Source organism: Loigolactobacillus rennini DSM 20253 (genome assembly GCF_001436505.1).
GTDB classification, from domain to species: Bacteria; Bacillota; Bacilli; order Lactobacillales; family Lactobacillaceae; genus Loigolactobacillus; species Loigolactobacillus rennini.
Genome location: NZ_AYYI01000087.1, coordinates 25,006 through 45,534, shown reverse-complemented (window position 1 = coordinate 45,534; position 20,529 = coordinate 25,006). Strand labels below are relative to the sequence as shown.

Below are 20,529 nucleotides of genomic sequence, written 5' to 3'. Positions count from 1 at the left end.
AGTGCTTTTTTGGTATAATGGACTGATCGAGATAAAAGGGGATGACCGGCTTGGCCCAGCGAATTGGCATCCGGCAGTTAGTTGAATTTGTGCTGCGTTCAGGTGATTTAAACCAGCGTCAAGGTAGTCAGAACACTGCTTTAGATGGTGCACGAATTCATCGCCGGCTGCAAAAGCAGCGGGATGACGCGTACCAAAAAGAAGTCTATTTAAAACAGCCAGTAACCATGAACGGCCATGACTACGTGATTGACGGCCGGGCCGATGGCATCGAGCAAACAACAACCGGCTATTTAATTGAAGAAATTAAAACGTCGGATGTGCCATTTGACCAGTTAAGCGCAAATACCTTGCAGTTGTACTGGGGCCAAGTGCAAGTTTACGGCTACATTTTAGCGCAACAACAGGATTTAGCGCAGGTGACGTTAAAGCTAACTTATTTTCAGCGCACCACTAAAGTTGAAACACCCACGCAAAAGTCATTTACCCGCGAACAACTCACCGCCTTTTTTACTGATTTGATTCAGCAATACGAAGAATGGCTGGTATTACGGGATCAATGGCGTGCGGAGCGCAACCGTACCGTCAAACAGACTGATTTTCCGTTTCCGGCTTACCGGCAAGGCCAGCGGGAACTGGCAGTGGCGGTGTACAAAACGATTTTACTGCATAAACGGCTATTTGTTGAAGCGCCGACCGGAACCGGCAAAACGATTTCCACGTTATTTCCAGCGATTAAAGCGCTGGGTGAAGATCAGATTCAGCGGGTGTTTTATTTAACTGCCAAGCAAAGTACCCGCCAAGTTGCGGAACAAGCGGTCGCTTTACTCAGCCAGCAAGGATTACGTTTAAAAAGTATCACGCTGACTGCCAAAGATAAGCTGATGTTTGCAGAAGAAGTGGATGTGCCACCGGAGCAAAATCCTTACATGATCGGTTACTATGATCGGATTAAGCCGGCGCTAAAGGATATGCTCAGTCATGAATACCAACTGACACGTCCGGTGATTGAGCGCTATGCACGACGGCACCAGGTGGATCCGTTTGAATTTTCGTTGGATGCTAGTTTATTCGCGGATGTGATCATTTGCGATTATAATTATTTGTTCGATCCGCAAGTTTATCTGCAACGTTTTTTTAGTCAGGCTGATCCAGATAATTTCTTTTTAGTTGATGAGGCGCATAATTTAGTCAGCCGCTCGCGAGCAATGTATTCCGCAGAAATTGGCACGCAAACGTTTCAACCATTGAGTCAAGCGTTAAAAGGTGAGTCAAGCGCCACTATCAGCGCGCTTAAAACACCGCTGAACAAAGTCAAGCGTGCGCTGACTAAAATGAGCAAGCCATTGCGGGAACAGCAAGTAGCCGAGTTGACCAACCAAGCGCCGTTGACAACTTTGAATCAAGCGCTGGCGGATTGGGTATTGAAAGTCCACGATTGGCTAGGCGAAAATCCGGATGACCCGCAAACAGAGTTAGTACTGGATGCTTATTTTAGTAGTTTAAGCTATTTGAAAATTTCTGAATTGTACGATGCCACTTATCAAACCTTAGTGCGTTACCAAGCTAAAACGCACCAAACCCAGGTGTCGCAACTTTGTTTAGATCCCAGCGCTTTTTTAGACCGCGCACTCGCGTTAGGCAGCGGGGCGGTGTTGTTTTCTGCCACGTTATCGCCGTTAACTTATTATCAGCAAGTGCTGGGCAGCAGTCCTGATAGCCTGCCGTTTCAATTGGCGACGCCGTTTTCCCAGCAACATCAAGCGTTGTTAGTGACGACTTACATTCAAACCACTTACCGCCAGCGGCAACGGAATTTGACTAAAATTGTGGCCAGCTTAGGTGCTTTGGTGCAGGGGAAGCCGGGTAATTATCTGGTGTTTTTGCCGTCTTATCAGTATTTAGAAACGGTTGCCGCCGCTTTTCAACAAGCTTATCCAGACATTGAAACGGTGAGTCAGGCGAGTCAGATGACTGAAGAACAGCGGCAAGCCTTTTTAGCCCGTTTTAAGCCGCAGACAGCGCACACACTAGTCGGTTTTTGCGTACTAGGCGGGATTTTCGCGGAAGGCATCGATTTAAAAGGGGAACGTTTAATTGGTGTGGCAATCGTCGGTGTCGGGTTACCCGGATTGTCAACGGCGCGCAATTTAGTCCGGGATTATTTTGATGGCCAGCAGGGAACTGGTTTCCAGTATGCTTACCAATTACCCGGGATGAATCATGTGCTGCAAGCCGCAGGGCGCTTGATTCGTGGTAGTCAGGATGTTGGTGTCATTTTACTGTTAGATCAGCGTTTTGCTAGTTCTCGCTACACTAAATTATTTCCGGCGCACTGGCAACATTTTCAGCGTAGTGCTTCAGTACAGCAATTAACGCAGCAAATTCAACACTTTTGGCGCGCTCATGACGCTTAAGCGCCGCTGAACAAGCTGAAAGCATAGATTTTATAAAAATGTGACGCCAATGGCTTGTTTTTTAGCCTGACATTTGCCAAGATGAACCACAGGAGGTGGCCGTGATGACAACCGTATTTCAACAATTACAACAAGCACGAAAACAGCACGCTTTGGTCAACCTGTATCAGGCAAGTCAAGAAATTATCTATACTGGGTACGTGGTTGCGTTGGACCAAACGGCAGTGGTGTTAGACACTTATGATGATGGCGGCCTCCGGGACGGTGCGGTGCTGGTAACATTACCAGTCATCAGTGCGGTGACGCTATCTGGGCAGGATTTAACCAACATGGCGTTTCGGATTAAAAACGCGCAGTTAGAGCAGTTTATCAAATTAACGCCGCAACCCTTATTTTTTTCACCACAACAGCTGTTATTGCCCCAACTATTACGTCAAGCCTTGCGCCAGCAATATTTTATTTTGCTCAATGTCACCACTGCCGCCGGCTTTTTAGAAGGTGTGGTCCAAAAAATTGAGCAAGAGCAGTTCACTTTTAAAGTGTTTGACAAATTTGATTTCAGCCAGCAACGGGTGGTCACATTGCCGTTTAGTGCGTTGCAGATCGTGGAGTTGCAAGGTAAAGAATTGTCGCTAGCCGGTAAATTTGTCCGGGAGGTGCCTTCCCGACAGCACTGTACAGAAATTGCGTACACTGTACCGGATGCGATTACCCGGCAATTGCAACTGGCACAGCAAAAACAGCAGCTAGTGATGTTTTACACGTTAAATGATCAAGATAGCTTTTATGTCGGTAAGGTTAACACATTGAACAAAACCAGTGTGGTGTTTAATTTGTTGGACATGAACGGGCAGTTTGGCGGCTACATTTTGTTACGCTTAGCGGAAATTCAAACGTTATTCACCCAAGCGGATTATTTGCAAATGATGGCTTATTTTGCCGCAGTAAACCGGGAACGTCACTTTACCAAGCAGCCAGTTTTAAATGATGAACGTTTGTTCGATGGCAGCACTGATTTGTTTGCAGCGTTGATTCAGCAAGCACGGGTGTTGGCACGGGTGCTGCGGGTGCGTTTACGCCAGTCAACGGACACGTTTATCGGGATTCCGCTACAATTTGACGGCAACTTGGTCACTTTACAGGATTTGACCATTCCAGAAGCAGCGGAAGATCTGAGTGCCCAAGAACCAGTTAGCTTCAGCGTGGCGGACGTCGGTGAATTGGCCTTTGACTATTTGGATGCCTACTTAACTGAACGGCAGCTAAAAGAAAATGGTGCGCTGTAAGTCGCTGTGGTATAATGTTTTATTGCATTGTGCTGGCGAACTGGGTTGCACCTGGTTTGCCAACGTAGCGGCGCTTGCACCAAACAGCGCGACATTTTTTGAAATGAGGTATTGCGGTTGTTAAATATGATTAAAGCGGTGATTCTTGGGATTGTTGAAGGCATCACCGAATTTCTGCCGATCAGTTCCACCGGCCACATTGTGCTAGTGAATGAATTTATCAAGCTGAATGAAACCAAAGCGTTTACAGATATGTTTAACGTGGTGATTCAGTTAGGCGCGATTTTGGCAGTGGTGGTGCTGTATTTTCACAAACTGAATCCTTTTTCACCACGAAAATCCCATCGGGAACGTAGCCATACTTGGACGCTATGGTGGAAAGTCTTGCTGGCCATCGTGCCGTCTGTGATTGTGGGGCTGCCGTTAAATGATTGGATGGATGCCCATTTAATGAATTGGGCGGTGGTTTCCGCAACGTTAATTATTTACGGGATTTTGTTCATCGTCATCGAAAATCACAATCGCGGGCTGACACCAAAATTTAGCGATTTGAACACCTTACCTTACCAAACGGCGCTGTTTATTGGGCTTTTCCAACTATTATCGTTAGTGCCTGGGACATCTCGTTCTGGCGCAACGATTTTAGGGGCCATCATTATCGGCGCTTCGCGTTATGTGGCGACAGAATTTTCCTTTTTCATGGCGATTCCCACTATGCTAGGGGCGTCACTATTAAAAATTGTGAAATTCTATGCCCACGGTAACGCCTTTAACGCTGAACAAGGCTGGGTGTTATTCATCGGCGTGGTGGTTTCGTTTATCGTCGCGTACTTATCGATTCGTTTCTTGTTGAATTACATTAAGAAAAATGACTTTAAAGCCTTTGGTTGGTACCGAATTATTTTAGGGGCACTGGTAATCGGCTACTTTGTCCTGTTTGCATAAAATTAGCCATGGGGCTGCGGTGTTGCCGCGGCCTTTTTTAATGCATTAGTCAAAGTTAAGCGCGCTTGAAGCGGCGCTTAACTGTTGTTTGTTCAGCTGCTGACTGATGTGTGCTAAACTAAAAGGGATTGCAATTTGCGGTAAAAGGAGGGGACAACATGGCCAAAATGCGTGATTTTCGGCAACGGATGGATTTTTTAGTGATTTCAATTTTCATGAATGCGGCAGGTAATGGGATTACCATCGCCACGCATTTAGGCAGTGCCGTCTGGACCGGCTCATCGGTGAATTTAGCGGATTGGCTGCACATTCCGCTGGGAACCACGTTGTTTTTATACGGGATTGTGGTCACTTTAGCTAACCAGCTGTTACTAGGCCATTTTGACCGTCGGCGTTTTGTCTCCAACCTGCTGTACACCTTGCCGTTTAGCTACCTGGTGTCGTTTTTCACGTTTGTCTGGACTTGGTTAGGCGTTGCGGAAATGAACTTGTTTTGGCGCTTAGTGCTGGACACATTGGGCATTTTAACGGTGTCCGCTGCTGTTTCGATTTACCAGCGCGCCAATATTTTGATGCACCCTAATGACGATCTTTCTTACATTTTGCGGTTTAAATATTTACATGGCTCAGCGATCTTAGGCCAGTGGGTCAGCTACCTGCCCCCATTGGCCATCACGCTGGTGGCGTTTTTGATGACTGGCAAATTAGAAGCAATCGGCTACGGCACCATTTTGGCGTTAGTGGCCCAAGGCGCCCTAATGAAATGGTCAGATACCCACGTCTTCCCAAAATTGAAGCATCATGTAGATGTATAGAGAGTGCTTTAACAGGCGGGAATTGTTGAGCATTAGTCTAAAATCAGGGTTATTTGCAAAGCAAATGGCCCTGATTTGTAGCTAAGCGGAAACAATTGCCTGTTAAAGCACGTTTACAGCAGCGACGGTAAAGAATCAAATACAAGCGCTTAGCTGTTGAGCATTAGCCTAAGACAGGTAATTATTTGCGCAGCAAATGGTTGCCTGTCTGTAGCTACTCTTCCACAATTAAGGTAGATTTTCGTGCCGAAAATCTCTGATGTTCCAGGCGTTGACCATTCAACTAAGGCGAAAACTGCCAAGTTGAAACATGGCAAGCGGAAACAGCTGCTTGTTAAAGCACGTTTATTTTTCCCCACCAGTATTTTTACGACTGGTGCAAGCGTCAGTGGCGTAACCGGATAGCCGGAGTCCGGGTATCCGGGGGGTCTGGGTATCCGGAGTCCGGCTACCCGGGGTAGCTGCTAACGATAAAAAGGTTTTAAAAACACTTCTATAACAACGCTTTCAAGCAAAAAATTGCTTTATTTAATTGGTCAGTAATGGTCAAAGTGGGCTACCCGACATTCTCAATTAGCACCAATTTTAAAGTAAAAAATTTAAGGCCATTAAGCCGATGAAATCAACGTTTAGCCAATGACGTTGATTTTTTTATAAAAAAAAGTGGCACAAAACGGGTTGCTCAAACGGCATATATATATGAGCACTTAAAAAAGTAAAAGATGTTGGTTTTAAACATAAGATTAAAAACCTAACACCTCCATAAACTATAAAGTCATAAACACTGACCGCTACTTTAATTGGCTGGCGTACGCATCGACTGCCATCAGCGCGTCAGCAACATCAGCCGCAGTAACATTAAATGGCATTTGAGTCATGGTTTCACTTGGAATTATAGCTTGTTTACCAACTTTTAGCAGTTGCTCATACGTCACGTCTTTTAGCTGTAAATCAGCGAGGGTAGTTGGTAAGCCTAGTGAGCGATTGAATTGAATGAACCGATTTAATTTTTCCGTTGGTGCGTTATCCAGCATCAATTCACATAAATAACCGTAAGCGACTTTTTCACCGTGCATCATAGTTTCACTAGCGCCGCTTAAAGCAGTAAAACCATCATAAATTGCGTGTGCTGCTGCTAAGCCAGAGCTTTCAAAGCCTAAACCGCTGAGTAAGGTGTTGGATTCAACCACGGTTTCTAAGGCAGGCGTCACCACGTGTTTGCGTGCGGCAGCAACGGCAGCGTGTGCGTACTTAAATAAATTATCGGCACAAGTTTGGGCAATGGCTAAAGAAGCAGTGGTGGGCGCGTTTCCTAGCATGGAATGGTTATAACCGCGTGCAACATCTTGCGCTTCAATGTTAGTTGCCATGGCATCGCCAATTCCTGAAATCAGCATTCTGACCGGTGCTTGGCTAACTACTTGGGTATCAATTAAAACTAAGTCAGGATTTTTCTGATAGAAGGCGTATTTAAGAAATTGGTGATCTGGTGTGTACAAAACGGATAAAGCAGAACAAGGTGCATCTGTAGACGCCACTGTGGGTAAAATCGCAACTGGCAAGCTAAGTTTATCGGCGATATTTTTCGCAGTGTCCAGCGTTTTGCCACCGCCTAAACCGATGATAAAATCACATTGTTGTGTTGTGGCTGTCTGACTGGCCGCATTAATTGCTTTTTCTGATGCTTCGCCACCAAAAACAGCTCGCACTGGTATTAAGTGATTTTTAGTCAATGTTTGACTGAGTTGCTGTCCCACAATTTTCCAGACAACATTATCGCAAAGCAGCAAAGGCCGGGATCCTAGCGGTGCTAAAAAGTCTTGTGGGTGTTGAAAAACATTTTTTCCTTGAACGTAATGAGCGGGACTAGCAAATTCTCGAATCATGATAAGACCTCCTAAAGTCATTAACAACTATAAAAGCGCTTTCCAATTTCAGTGTAGTCCAATATGGCTAATTTTAGCAAGAAAATTGGTGCGGTAAAAAAGTTATCATAATACTTTTGCAGGTAGTGGTTACATCAGTTCTTTCATTATAAAAAAAGCAGGATGCGGTTATTTTTCTCCAAAAACAGCTTGTAAGCGATTGCCAGCATGTGCTATACTATTTTCTAGAAATGTTTAGTAAAACGTTTTACCTAACCAATAGCCCACGCCTTTAATCAAGCTCATCATTTAGGGTACTGAGCGGTAATTCATTTTTGTTGTAGCCGCACCTTACCCGACATTTGGCACTAGTTAATCGCTGTTTTTCTAGCGGTTCCAGGTTAACGGTTACAGGGAAAACTTAGTTGATAAAACGTTTTACTTAGGATTTAAATCAGCTAGATGACTTCAGGAGGTTGCAGTTAATGTTAATGATATTAGTGGCATTGGTACCTGCTTTTATGTGGGGTAACCAAGGCATCATTTCCGGTAAATTAGGTGGGACACCGGCTAAACAAACGCTAGGAATCACTTATGGTGCCGTGATTTTTTCCGTGGTGTTGGCGCTGGTCAACCCGATTAAAATTCCCATGGCAGTTTGGTGGGTCGGCATCGCTGCCGGTGCTTGCTGGACTTGGGGGAACTTCCAACAATTTACTGCATTACGGGATATGGGGGTTTCAAAAGCCTACCCGATGTCCTGTGCGATGCAATTAATCGTCAATGCGGCGGTTGCGGCTTTATTTTTCCATGAATGGGATACTGGCCAAAAAGTGATTTTTGGCGTTGTTGCAGTTGTTTTAGTTGGCGCTGGCGGGTTGTTAGTGTCCTTCCGGGATGCGAAAGTTCGTGGTCCTGAAAAAAGTGGCAGCACGGCAGCAGGTTGGCGGGCACTGATTTTGTCCACCATTGGTTTTGGGATTTACTCCACCATTCCTAAGTTTTACCAGCATGCGCAACTTGGCCACGTCAATGCAGATACCTTGCAAACACAGATGAGCTGGGGCGTTGTATTACCTGAAGCGATCGGCATGGTCATCGCTGGTTTGTTGTGCGTCCGTTTTGTCGCTAAAGAAACTGGCGGTTACAAAGATAAATATACGCTGAAAAACATTTTAACCGGGTTAGCTTGGGCGTTAGGTAATTTGTGCATGTTGATTGCGTCCATGTCGGCCTTAGGCTTGGCGACGGCGTACACCCTTTCCCAAATGAGTTCCGCGGTTGCGGCCGTTGGTGGCGTTTGGTTGATGCACGAAAGCAAAACTCACCGCGAGAAATGGGGCATGGTTGTCGGCGTGATTCTCGTGATTTTTGGTGGTTATTTGATTTCACAAGTTTAAACCGTAAACCAAGCATTGTGTCTGGCTGTTAAATCGCTTAAGCTTAAGGTAACCAGACAATGATTGGATGACAGGTGAAGATGAGTCAACTTAATAAAAAAACCACGATTAAAGACGTCGCCGCTAAAGCCGGCGTGTCGGTGACCACGGTGTCACAAATTTTAAACCACAAAGGCGCTCGCTTTCCAGCAGCCACCCACAAGCAGGTGCGGCAGGCGGTAGCTGACCTAGGGTATGTGGCCAATTTTTCCGCGCGCAATACCCGCTTAACGGTGCGGCGGCGGACCATTGGCGTGTTAGTGCCGCAAATTCAAAATCCATTTTTTGCAAATTTGTTCCGCGGCATTCAGGATTACCTTTATGATCAAGCGGCGGACACTTTTTTGGTCAGCACGGACGGCGACAATGTTAAGGCGCAACAATACATGAAGCAGCTGATCCACCGGTCAGTGGATGGGTTCATCATCGCTTCCCAGCTGGATGGCCAGGACCCACTGCTGAAAAAATTGCGGCGGCTGCGGATTCCTTACGTTTTGCTAGACCAAAACGAAGGGGACCAAGCAGGCGATCAAATCATCGTCAATGAGCGCCAAGGTGGTCAGCTGGTGGCGGCCCATTTAGCGGCAGTGAAACAAGGGCCAATAATTTTAGTGGTACCGCGGCAACAGTCTGCTAACATTCATTTGCGGATTGCTGCGGTGAAAGCAGAATTAGCACGGCGCCAAGTTGAAATCGCGGCTATTTACCAAACTAGCGCGCTTGAAAAATCAGCTGGCGCGCTGACTGGCCGCCAGATCATGCAGGATTTTGCTACAGCGCCGCACTTGACCATTTGGGCGGTAGCTGACGAAGTGGCGCTGGGTATCATTAAAGCGGTGCGCCAAGCGCGCAAACAAATCCCCGAAAACGTTAAATTAATGGGCTACGACGACACAGACTACGCAGATTATTTAAATTTAACCACCATTCACCAGCCAGTGGTGACGATTGGCCGTGAAGCAGCGGCGCTATTGCAAGCGCGCTTAGCTGACCCGGTCCGGCCACGGCAGGTGATTGTCAAGCCGGTTACTTTAGTCCGGCGCGATTCAACCAGTGACGACTAAATCAGATTTTAACTTGCAGGAGGAATAATCATGGCAAAACACATTACAGTATTAGGTAGTTTAAACTTAGACATTCACATTCCGTTAGAACACATGCCAGTTCAAGGCGAAACCATCGCGCTGTCCAAAGCCAGCTCCCAAGCTGCTGGCGGTAAAGGCGCTAACCAAGCTGTTGCAGCGCAACGTTTAGGCGCGCAGGTGCATTTTATCGGCGCAACGGGTGCAGATGCAGCCGGCGAAATGTTGCGGGATAAATGCAAAGCTGAAGGCATCGACATCGACATGGTGAAAGTTTTGCGTAACGCCAACACCGGCGAAGCGTTTATCGTCTTGGAACCAGACGGCCACAACACCATCATGGTCGAAGGCGGTGCTAACAAACAAGTCAGCAAGCTGGCTGTTCGGGAAGCAACTGAACAAATCAAAAACACGGACATTTTGATCGCCCAGTTGGAAACCAACGTTGAACCAATCGTAGAAGCCTTCAAAATTGCCAAAGCAGCTGGGGTTTTGACCATTTTGAATCCAGCGCCAGCTAGCACTGATTTACCAGCAGAACTCTGGCCGTTAGTTGATGTGGTCACGCCAAATGAAACCGAAGCATGGCGCTTAACCGGCCATAAAGCAGAAAATCGCGCGGATTACGATGCAGTTGCTGCCGCTTTTGCCAAAAAAGGCGTTAAAAACACCATCATCACATTAGGTGAAAAAGGCGTTTACTATAATGTTGCCGGCCAAAGCGACGTAGTCAAAGCACATAAAGTGGAACACCCAGTGGATACCACCGCAGCCGGCGACACCTTTATCGGTGCTATGGCAGCGCAGTTAGAACCAGATTTAAGCAACTTAACTGCCGCAATTCAATTTGCTAATGCGGCGTCATCATTAACCGTACAACGGGCCGGCGCAATGGATTCCATTCCGATGAAAGCCGAAGTCGGCACCGTTTTAGATTAAGTTTAAGGAGGAAAAATTATGAAAAAATCAGGCGTATTTAATTCAGAAATTGCCAGTGTCATCGCAGATATGGGCCATTTTGACACCTTAGCCATCGGCGATGCTGGGATGCCAGTACCACCAGATTGCAAGAAAATTGACTTGTGCGTCACCATGGGCCAACCAAAATTTATCGACGTATTAAAAAACGTGTTGACCGAATTAAAAGTGCAACGCATCTACTTAGCAGAAGAAATTAAAACAGATAACCCCCAGCAAGAAGCAGCGATCAAAGCCTTGCTGCCAGGGATTGCTGTCACTTACATTCCCCACGCAGAAATGAAAAAACGCCTAGGCAACGCCAACAACAAAGCGTTCATCCGCACCGGCGAAAACACCCCATTCAGCAACATCATGCTAGAAAGTGGCGTAATATTTTAAAGAGTGGTTGAGCAGACGGGTAACTATTGAGTACTAGCCTAAAAAAGCAGATGATTCGCGGAGCGGATTGTCTGCTTTTTGTAGCTAGACGGAAATAGTTGTCTGCTCAACCACGTTTATAACAGAGTGATTAAAAAGGCGCTTAGCTGCTGAGTCTCAGCCTAAAAAAGACATGATTCGCAAAGCAAATGTGTTTCTTTGTAGCTCAGCTTATCTGTTTTGCTTGTGGCTAACTTGATTAACCACCCCAAAAAATACTATCACCTCCACAAACAAACGCAGCTAAGCCACGTGCTTAGCTGCGTTTTGGCGCTACTACCCTACACACCTTCTCGCATCTGTCTGCACATCCTAAGAAAACAGCTTTTTTGCTTGCTATTTAAGCGCTAGCAACAGTATACTATTAAGAATACGAAAAAAATTGGGTAGGGGGGGGCGTATTGCCATGTCAACTAAGAAAAGACGCGCAATTTTTATTTTAATTTTTAGTGAGTTTTTAGTGTGTTTAGGCATTGGGCTTGTGATTCCAGTGATGCCGTTCATTAAAAATGAGCTGCATTTAACTGCGACAGATATGGGGATTATGAGTGCGCTGTTCGCCTTTGCGCAATTTGTGGCGTCACCGATTGTGGGGCGCTTGTCTGATCGGATCGGCCGCAAGCCAGTATTGGCAGTCGGGCTTTTTTTATTCATGTTTTCAGAAGTCTTGTTTGCGCTGACCAACAAACTGTACATGTTTAACATTTCCCGGACAGTGGGTGGTTTGTCTGCAGCGATGGTGGCGCCCACGGCGATGGCGATGGCCGCTGACATCACCTCCCGCCAGCAGCGGGCCCGGGTGATCGGCTGGCTGTCGGCGGCGTTTAGCGGTGGCTTGATTTTAGGCCCCGGGCTCGGTGGACTGTTAGCCAACATCGATTACAAAGCGCCGTTTTGGAGCGCTGCGTTATTAGGGCTATTGAGCATGGTGGCGCTAATTTTACTGTTGCCGCAGGAAAAGGAGCTGCTGGCTAGCGACGTGGTGCCCACGTCAGAAAAAGCGCAAGCCCCTAGCGACATTAAAGGGTTTTTGACCAAATCGGTGGTGCTGCTGTTCATCATGATTTTAGTCTCTTCCTTTGGTTTGCAAGGCTTTGAAAGCATCTACAGCATTTATGTCAACGAAGTGTTCCACTTTACGTTAGGCAACATTGCGTTGGTGCTGACGTTAAACGGGTTAATTTCGCTGTTCATGCAGGTGGCGCTGTTCGATCGCCTGGTCAATCGCTTTAATGAAACTCGCTTGATTCGTTATTGTTTCTTCTTTAGTTTTGTGGGCACGGTTTGGATTATTTTAGCCCATGCCAAATGGGCGGTAGTGGTGGCAACTTTGTTAGTTTTCACCGCCTTTGACTTGCTGCGCCCGGCGATTACCACGTTGCTGACCAAAGCCAGTTCTGCCAACCAAGGCTTGATTAACGGATTGAACATGTCTTTAACCAGTGTGGGTAACGTGATTGGGCCGATTATGTCCGGCGCCTTGCTAGATATGAACTACCATTATCCTTACTTAGTGGTCACCGCCTTTTTAGTGGCGTCATTTTTATTGACCTATGAAATTAAAATGAATCCGCGGAGTAAAATCATCGTGAAAAAATAGTGGCCAGCAAAAAACGGGGGAAATTAGGTCTTTGTCAACGCGTGTTGCTGAAAGTTTTGGAGACTGATTCGTTATTGACGAATGGGTCTTTTTTTGACTCGAATTTTAGGAAATAATGATTAAGTCGTGATTAAAATAAGTTGCAATGTTTTTTCATTAGCTTATAGTGGGCTGTGATTAACTGGATCAGACAAGGAGGGTCAACTATGTCGCTGTTTGCAAAAATATTGATTGTTTTAGTTGCTTTAGAATTTTGCTATATCATGTATCTGGAAACATTTGTCACAACTTCGGCTGCCACTAGTCGCGTATTTAAGCTGTCAAGCGCTGATTTGAAGGCGAAACACGTTAACACGTTGCTTAAGAATCAAGGGATTTATAATGGCCTAATTGCGGTGGGATTATTATATAGTGTCTTTTTTGCAACTGCAGCAATGGAAATAAGTCGTTTATTATTGATTTATATTATTTTAGTGGCCTTATATGGTAGCATCACCAGCGATAAGAAAATTATTCTAACCCAAGGCGGGCTAGCCATTGTTGCTTTGTTAACAACATTTTTGTAAAACAAAAGCGCGTCATACTGACGCGCTTTTTAGCTATTTATTTCCAAATATTGTCGCTCCGGGAAATTACCAGTTATTGAGTGACTTTCCCGTTTTGTTTTGCGTTATTTTTATTGCATGGCTGCTTTGATGTTTGCCAGCGTTACGTCTTCGGTGTCGGCGAAGTTAATGTCTGCTTCGTGAAGCAAGTCTTTACTGCCGATGCCCACCGACACTTCGTTAGCAGCGTTAATGGCGGTGATGCCCGCCGCAGCGTCTTCTAAACCGATGCACTGTTCTGGTTTTAAATCTAGTAACTGCGCGCCTTTGACGAAGATTTCTGGGTCCGGTTTACCATGGCTCAGCGTGGCTGGATCCACAATTTTAGTGAACACGTCCTTTAAGCCGATTTTGTCCAAAATGGTGGGCGCGTTTTTAGATGCGGAAGCTAAGGCAATGCCGTAATCGTTGGCTTGCAATTCTTTTAAAAACGCAGCCATTCCGGGCAAAATGTCGTTTGGTGTCATGTGTTGAATCAGTTGCACGTAGTTATCATTTTTTTCGGTGGCTAATTTTTCTTTTTCAGCGGCACTGTAGTTATTTTCCAGGCCACCTTTTTTCAAAATCATTTCCAACGCGTCCATCCGGCTGATGCCTTTGACCGCGTCGCCTAAATTGGGGTAGTTCACCCCCAGCTTGTCAGCCAGCTGGCCCCAAGCTTTAGCGTGGTAGCGGGATGTATCCGTTACAACACCGTCTAAGTCAAAAACGAATCCTTTAATTGCGTCAAAGTTTACCATGTTAACGTCCTCCTCTAATTGTCATTGTCCATTATCGTTAGGCTGTTGAGATTATTTCAGTGCACGCAAGGGTTTGCCTTGGTAGTTCACCGTCAGTGGCTGTGCGGCTTTTAGTGGCAATGATTGGTCCGCCACGTTGATTTTAGTTGGTTTGTCCGCCGTGACTGTGATAGCGTGTTGGGTGATTTCAAAGTGGTAACGCACGCCGCGGAAGTGCTGGCTAAAGGTAATCCGGCGCCAGTGCTTCGGTAAGTGGGGCGTGATGGTAATCACGTCGGTCAGCGCGTTGATGCCGGCGTAGTTGCGAGTTTCCAGCATCAGTGTGGCCGCCATAACGCCTAAGTGAATTCCTTCGGCAGTGGTGCCGCCTTGAATGTCGTAGTAATCGGAAAACAGCGCTTGGGAAAAGAGTTGCCAAGATTGATCCATGTTGTTGTCCACTAAGGTCAGCACGGCGTAGACGATCCGCGATAATGTGGAACCGTGGGTGGTGCGGGCCAAGTAGTATTCAATGTTATGGGTTAGGAATTCGTGGGGTAAATTGTAACCCATTTGTTTCAGGATTTGGTTGACATGGCTGAAGTCGAAGTTGTAAAAGGCCATCAGCGCGTCGGCTTGTTTAGCCACTTGATAGGAATCTGGTGTGTGGCCTTCTGCCTTTAATATCCGATCCATCCGAGAAATGTCACCGTATTTCTTGCGGTAGTTTTCAAAGTTTAATGTTGGTAAGTCAAAGTAGCCTTGGAACTGGCCGATAATGCCGCTGTCGTTAACATCTAGCGTTAGCCGGTGGCCGATTTCGGTCATCTTTTGGTATAACTTGCCGTCAATACCGGCGTCTTTTAAAGCTTGTTTAAAGGTGTTTTCAGCCACCACGTTACCACGCAGGTAAGTAACGGTTTCAAACAGCCAGCTGACCATAATGTTGGTGTAGGCGTTGTTGGTCAGGCCTTCTTCATCGCTATTCGGGTAGCCTTCGTGGAATTCGTCTGGCCCCATGACTTTTTTAATGTCATAGCGCTTGGTTTGTGGGTTGTAGACGGCTTTGCTAATCCAGAAGCGGGCAATATCCAGTAACATCTGAATCCCATATTGGCGCATGAAGTCTTTATCGTTAGCGTAGTGATAGTAAACCCAAACGTTATACGCCACTGCCAAGGAAACATGGCGCTGTAGGCGACTGTTGTCCGGGTCCCATTTTTGCGTCAACGGGTTTAAGTGGACAAACTGCGATTGCTCGTCACCGTACATCCCCGATTGCCACGGGAACATCGCACCTTTGTAGCCTTCGCTAACCGCGTACTTTTTCGCGGCTTCTAACCGGCGGTAACGGTACATCAACAGTTGGCGCGCTAATTTTGGATAATGGAGCGCGTAAAACGGGATGATGAACATTTCGTCCCAGAACACGTGGCCCCGGTAAGCTTCGCCGTGCAAGCCCCGCGCGCCGACAGACGCATCCAGGTGTGGATTAGCCGTTGGTGTCGCAGAAACAAAGGTGTGGAAAATGTTCACCCGGGTTAGTTTCTGACTGGTTAAGTCGCCTTCGATTTGAATATCCGCGTTGTGCCAAATGTCTTGCCAAAAGTCGTCGCTATGTTTTTCACTTTGGCTAAAGCTGGCTTGGTGCAATTCATCGGCAGTGGCCGTCATTAAATCGCTAGCTTTAGTTTCCAAACTGGTAAATAACGCCACGCTTTTTTCAAAGGTGTAAGATTGATTTTGGGTCACGTCTAAAGAAAGTTCTTGGCGGACAATGTTTGGTTGGCTAGGCGTGGAAAGTTTGGCTGGGGTGTTGTCGTTGCCGTTGGTCAGCTTACTGCCGATGACAAATTTGACTTGCGACGTTTTGGTTTGGCCAGCTAAGTAAGCTTCGTTGCCAGAAGTGCTCATTTCGGTGACGTCAAAGTGGCGGGAGTTGAAATTGCGGTACCGTTCCACGTTGCTGTTGATGACGCTGCCGTCAATTTCGGAGTAAACTTGTAAACTGCCAGAAAAGTTCAGCGGGGTTAACTGGTAGCGAATCGCGTATTGATGCCAGTTGTGCATGTCCGCCACTTTAGTGGTGACCACTTTTAACGCATGGCCGGTTGCCAGCTGAATCATCATGGTGGTGCGCAGTTCGCCGGTTTGTAGGTCTAAACTGCGGTAGATGTCTTGAATGTTTTCTTCTTTAATGGTAAATGGCGTTTGGTGATCCACGCTAAAGGTTAAAAATTGCGCGTTTGGCATGTTGACCAAATCTTCGTTCACCACGTCGCGGTCGTTGATTTTAGTGGTCAGCTGGTTGTACAAGCCGGCAATGTAAGTCCCAGGATAATTATCCTGATCTGCCCGAGCTTCAACGTAGCTGCCCCGCAGGCCGAAAAAGCCGTTACCAATGGTGAGCATGGATTCTTGGCCGTAATTGCGTTTGCCGTTATATTGGCCGTAGTAATCTAAATGCCATTGGTTATAAGCTTGCTTGCGCGCAGCCGCTTTTTCCAAGCCTAATACTTTAACCGTTTGCTGGCTGACCACCGGCACGTTGAGCATGTTAGTCAAAGCTAAACCAATGTCGATCCGTTGGTGGTTGATGCCCACAATGGTATCGGAAAATTCATAGGCCAATGGATTCTCGATTACCGCGACATCAAAGGTGATGCCGACCAAGCGCTCGCGAATTTTTTCCAGATTGGCACCAATGCTTTGCTGCGGGTCATAAGTAATGACGCTTTGCTGTTCTTGCCGGTTTGCGCGGCGGTAAGTCAGCACGATTGCATCATCAGTGACGCGTAATGAAATAACTTTCATCATATCCTATCCACTGCCTTTCCCAATTCATTTCACTGGCACTGCGATTGTGAGTCAGTACACACATTCTATTACTAATAGTAGAACGGATAACTTTTTTTAGCAACTATTAGACTCATATAATCGTTAAGCTGTCTAGCTGAGCTTGTATCAGTGCTTGGCGTAACTTGCAGCGTGCTTAAAGCCAAATAAGCGGCGGTGGTTTGCGTGGCTAGGCAGCATTAAAAAAAGAAGCCGTGATAAAAGGGTTACTTTTATCACGACCGCTTTTTGTTAGTCGTTATTAACCAACTGTCAGGCAGTGCGTACTTGCACGTTTGTTTGTCAGCGCTGCTTTTAAAAGCTAACGCGCGTTTAGTTGGTGCTGTCCGTTAATGACACTTGCTTACTCGGATTTTTCAAAGTTAATTCACAAGGTTCTTGCTGGCAATAAACCGTGAGCGGTTTGCCGTGTAATAACGTAAACGTGATGGCGGCTTGTTGCAGATCCACAGCGATTTGGCGGCCGCGGTACTTGATCTTGAATTTCAGCCGCTGCCAGCTAGTCGGTAAGTGCGGTGCAAACGTGAGCCCGGACTTGCCATAGTGCATGCCGGCGAAACCGTAAACCAAGGACAGCCAGCTGCCGCCCATGTTTGCGGCGTGGATGCCGTCTTCGGAGTTGCCTTGCAAATCAGTTAAATCAGTTAAACTGGAATCCATGAAGTAATCCGCCGCTTTTTGCGGTTGGTGGATTCGATTGGCTAAAATGCTGAACACCGCCCGGGATAACGAGGAATCGTGGGTGGTGATTTTTTCATAATAGTCGTAATCCCGTTTTAACTGGGCTTCATCCTGATCCAGCGGGAACAATAGCGCGCTCATTAGCGTATCCGCTTGCTTGTTCAATTGGTAACGGTACAAAACTAGTGGGTGGTAGTGTAATAGCAGCGGGAAGTTAGTGGCTGGTTCGTGAGCGATGTCAAACTGCGGCCGGTTGGGCGCATTGTCATCTTGCAGCTTAATTTTATGTTTGGCGTCGTAAGGCAAATACATTTTGTCCGCCGCTTCTGCAAAGGCTGCCCGTTCATCTTGTGTGACGGCTAAATCCGTCAGTTTTTCTGGTGCGATTTTCGCCATTTTGTCTGCGTATTTCACCGCCAATGCCAAGTTATTTTTGGCCATTCGGTTGGTGTAATAATTATTATCAACCATGGCGGTATATTCGTCTGGACCGGTGACACGGTTGAGTACAAAATGTCCGCGCTGCGGGCCATAAGTGGCATAATTGCCGTACGCTAGCCAAAAACGGGCGGTGTTTAAAATCAGTTCAAAGCCGGCACTTTTCAGAAAATCGGTGTCACCAGTGGCCCGTAAATACAAATCCGTGGCGTAGGCGATGTCCGCGTTGATGTGAATTTGCGCGGTGCCTGCCGGGTAGTAGGCGCTGGCTTCTTCGCCATTAATGGTGCGCCAAGGGAACAAAACACCGGCACTAATGGCCATCTCCCGCGCCCGGCGCCCAGCAGCTGGCAACGTTGTGTAGCGGTAGCCTAACAATGCTTTGGCGATTTCTGGTTGCGTATAGATGAAAAACGGCAGCATGTACATTTCTGTATCCCAGAAATAATGCCCTTCATAGCCGGTGCCAGTTAAGCCTTTGGCGGGGATGGCCGTCAAGTGATCCCGGCCAGCAGCTTGGAACAGGTGGTACAAGTTAAAGCGGATGCCTTTTTGCAAACTGGAGTCGCCTTCGATGACGATGTCGCTGTCTTGCCAAAATTGTTGGGTGCGGGCAGCAGAGGCCGCAAACGCCTCTTCAAACGTCTGTTCTTTTAACAACGCCACAGTGGCTTCCACATTGCTTTGCTGGTGCAGCTTAAACGCCAATAAATCGTGAACGTCGCCGATGGCATAGCCAAAAGTGAACTGGGCGCTGCGCTCAGGGGTTAAATCTAAATTGATTTGGTAGCAGGGCACATCATTTTGCGTGGTCAGCGTGACCCGGGGATCGTCGCCTAAAAAGCGCAACGCGACTAACAGGCCCAACTGACTTTTTTGGGTGCTCAGCTCCATAATTGGCGCGGTGGCTGGCAGGTAAGTCTGCATTAACGTGTTGCTCCGCTGCGCCCGGCGGATGTCTGCGGTAGCCCGAGGAATCTGCTGGTTAACGTAATCGTGGCGCTTGAAAATTTTAATGCCGCCGCTGAAGTTCAGCGCGCGAATATCATAGCGCACCACGTATAAATGGCGTTCTGCCTGGGAGACAAAAGAGTCCAACGTTAACGTAAACGTTTTGCCGGTTGGCGTCGTGATCTGAAACGTTTCGTCCAGTAAGCCGCTGGCCATATCCCAAGTTTTATCAATGGTTTCCACGTTGTACGGCGTTTTGTCCGAACGCACGCCGTCGACTTCAAAAATCAAATAGCGCGGATCCGGCAGCTCGCAGATGGTCTGGTTGTTGTGCGCGTACCCATAGTATGGTTCGCCGTAGTGAATCGGACTCAAGTCATAAAAGCCGTTGACAAATAGCCCTGGTTTGCCTGAATAAGCCGGGGAGTTGCCTTGCAGCGGGTTGCTGGCGCGCACACCAATGTGGCCATTGCCCAATGCGTAAATGGTTTCCAGAAAACCAGGTGATTTTTGCTTTAATTGTTGTAAATGAATTTGAAATGCTTCATCTGCCATCAAAATTCCTCCTCACCGGTAAATGTCCAGTTTATTCTAGCATGAAATCACCGCCGGTGCGCCAAATTTGCCTAGGCCGGCCCCCCCCTTTTTCAGAAAAAATTAAAATCACCTAAGGATTACCTGAAAAAGACGTTAAAAAATACAACAAATAGCTTGAAAAGCTGGCAGAAAATAGCGATAATATTTTTTATCCTGTTTTGCTGTGGGGTTAGCGCACCTGCCAAAATTGGTAGCTTTGCGTGTTCAAACGCGGTAAAACAAGCTAGAGGCTATCTAAAAAAATATTTTTCCAGCCTCAATTTATCTAGGAGGTTTTAGCATGACCGTCACATATTTAAGAAAAACAACACCAGCAGATTTAGCTGCGGTAATGACCATTATAAATGGTGCCAAAGCCTATTTACACCAGCAACACGTCGACCAGTGGCAGCACGGCTACCCAGCGGAAAGTGATTTTAAAGCGGATATTGCCGCCGGTTTAAACTATGTGCTGGTCCGTGACGGCGAAATTGTGGGCACGGCCACGTTGTTGCAAGGCACCGACCCGAACTATCAAGTGATTGAACGCGGTAATTGGCGGGGCACGCCAGATGCCAAGTACACGTCGGTGCACCGGATTGCCATGGCCAGCGGGTACCGCGGCCAGCACCTTTCAAACGTGTTGCTGACTAACTTGTTGACGTTATCCCGCCAACTGGGCTATGCGGACGTGCGGATCGACACGCACCCGCAAAATTTAGGGATGCAACATGTGATTAAACAAAACGGTTTTCAGTATCAAGGCATTATTTACATGCACGAACCTAAAGAAGAACGGTACGCCTACCAATTATTATTGGAAAAATAATCAAGCCGGCGCTAACGTTTTTAAGTC

Annotated in this window: 16 protein-coding genes; 12 read left to right on the top strand and 4 right to left on the bottom strand. The window is 46.8% G+C overall.

Translation table 11 applies throughout. From position 1 onward, the window contains the following. Window positions 1-50 precede the first annotated feature (50 nt). The 5 genes from FC24_RS09625 to FC24_RS11535 all read left to right on the top strand — a co-directional run bounded on the left by FC24_RS09625 (window position 51) and on the right by FC24_RS11535 (window position 5,868). Window positions 51-2,417 carry an ATP-dependent DNA helicase gene (locus FC24_RS09625; protein WP_191980386.1) on the top strand — a complete coding sequence of 789 codons (2,367 nt, stop codon included), beginning with the start codon at window positions 51-53 and terminating at the stop codon, window positions 2,415-2,417. Window positions 2,418-2,521: 104 nt separating this feature from the next. Next, a complete protein-coding gene (locus FC24_RS09620) occupies window positions 2,522-3,703 on the top strand; it encodes a hypothetical protein (protein WP_057874659.1) in 1,182 nt (393 codons plus the stop codon). Between the two features lie 117 nt (window positions 3,704-3,820). After that, entirely contained in the window at window positions 3,821-4,648 is an 828-nt protein-coding gene (locus tag FC24_RS09615) for an undecaprenyl-diphosphate phosphatase (protein ID WP_057874658.1), read from the top strand. Between the two features lie 158 nt (window positions 4,649-4,806). Next, window positions 4,807-5,463 (top strand): YczE/YyaS/YitT family protein, encoded by a 657-nt coding sequence (locus FC24_RS09610; RefSeq protein WP_057874657.1) that lies wholly within the window; start codon window positions 4,807-4,809, stop codon window positions 5,461-5,463. Between the two features lie 243 nt (window positions 5,464-5,706). After that, the gene (locus tag FC24_RS11535; RefSeq protein WP_157059120.1) at window positions 5,707-5,868 is read left to right on the top strand and encodes a hypothetical protein; all 162 of its coding nucleotides are present in this window, start codon (window positions 5,707-5,709) and stop codon (window positions 5,866-5,868) included. 386 nt (window positions 5,869-6,254) lie between these two features. On the opposite strand, the gene FC24_RS09605 is transcribed toward FC24_RS11535, so the two are convergent. After that, window positions 6,255-7,349 carry a glycerol dehydrogenase gene (locus FC24_RS09605; RefSeq protein ID WP_057874656.1) on the bottom strand — a complete coding sequence of 365 codons (1,095 nt, stop codon included), beginning with the start codon at window positions 7,347-7,349 and terminating at the stop codon, window positions 6,255-6,257. A gap of 464 nt (window positions 7,350-7,813) precedes the next feature. Here FC24_RS09605 and FC24_RS09600 point away from each other — a divergent pair, with 464 nt between their 5' ends. From FC24_RS09600 to FC24_RS09575, 6 genes are all read left to right on the top strand, one after another. Then, complete coding sequence (locus FC24_RS09600) at window positions 7,814-8,728, top strand: GRP family sugar transporter (protein ID WP_057874655.1); 915 nt, start codon at window positions 7,814-7,816, stop codon at window positions 8,726-8,728. An 80-nt stretch (window positions 8,729-8,808) separates the two neighbouring features. Beyond that, window positions 8,809-9,831, top strand: a complete 1,023-nt coding sequence (locus tag FC24_RS09595; protein ID WP_057874654.1) for a LacI family DNA-binding transcriptional regulator — start codon at window positions 8,809-8,811, stop codon at window positions 9,829-9,831. A gap of 30 nt (window positions 9,832-9,861) precedes the next feature. After that, a complete protein-coding gene (gene rbsK / locus FC24_RS09590) occupies window positions 9,862-10,788 on the top strand; it encodes a ribokinase (protein ID WP_057874653.1) in 927 nt (308 codons plus the stop codon). A gap of 18 nt (window positions 10,789-10,806) precedes the next feature. Continuing rightward, window positions 10,807-11,208 (top strand): D-ribose pyranase, encoded by a 402-nt coding sequence (rbsD, locus tag FC24_RS09585; protein WP_057874652.1) that lies wholly within the window; start codon window positions 10,807-10,809, stop codon window positions 11,206-11,208. Between the two features lie 445 nt (window positions 11,209-11,653). Continuing rightward, window positions 11,654-12,847: an MFS transporter gene (locus tag FC24_RS09580; RefSeq protein WP_057874651.1), complete on the top strand. Its 1,194-nt coding sequence runs from the start codon at window positions 11,654-11,656 to the stop codon at window positions 12,845-12,847. Window positions 12,848-13,053: 206 nt separating this feature from the next. Next, window positions 13,054-13,413 (top strand): DUF1304 domain-containing protein, encoded by a 360-nt coding sequence (locus tag FC24_RS09575; protein ID WP_057874650.1) that lies wholly within the window; start codon window positions 13,054-13,056, stop codon window positions 13,411-13,413. Between the two features lie 110 nt (window positions 13,414-13,523). On the opposite strand, the gene pgmB is transcribed toward FC24_RS09575, so the two are convergent. The 3 genes from pgmB to FC24_RS09560 all read right to left on the bottom strand — a co-directional run bounded on the left by pgmB (window position 13,524) and on the right by FC24_RS09560 (window position 19,652). Next, on the bottom strand, window positions 13,524-14,192 hold the full coding sequence (pgmB, locus tag FC24_RS09570) for a beta-phosphoglucomutase (protein ID WP_057874649.1): 669 nt from the start codon (window positions 14,190-14,192) through the stop codon (window positions 13,524-13,526). Window positions 14,193-14,243: 51 nt separating this feature from the next. Next, window positions 14,244-16,985, bottom strand: coding sequence for a glycoside hydrolase family 65 protein (locus FC24_RS09565; protein ID WP_057874724.1), 2,742 nt, complete (start codon window positions 16,983-16,985; stop codon window positions 14,244-14,246). A gap of 354 nt (window positions 16,986-17,339) precedes the next feature. Further along, window positions 17,340-19,652, bottom strand: a complete 2,313-nt coding sequence (locus tag FC24_RS09560; RefSeq protein ID WP_057874648.1) for a glycoside hydrolase family 65 protein — start codon at window positions 19,650-19,652, stop codon at window positions 17,340-17,342. Between the two features lie 322 nt (window positions 19,653-19,974). Between FC24_RS09560 and FC24_RS09555 the strand changes: the two genes are divergently transcribed. Next, window positions 19,975-20,502: a GNAT family N-acetyltransferase gene (locus tag FC24_RS09555; RefSeq protein ID WP_057874647.1), complete on the top strand. Its 528-nt coding sequence runs from the start codon at window positions 19,975-19,977 to the stop codon at window positions 20,500-20,502. The last annotated feature ends 27 nt before the right edge of the window (window positions 20,503-20,529 follow it).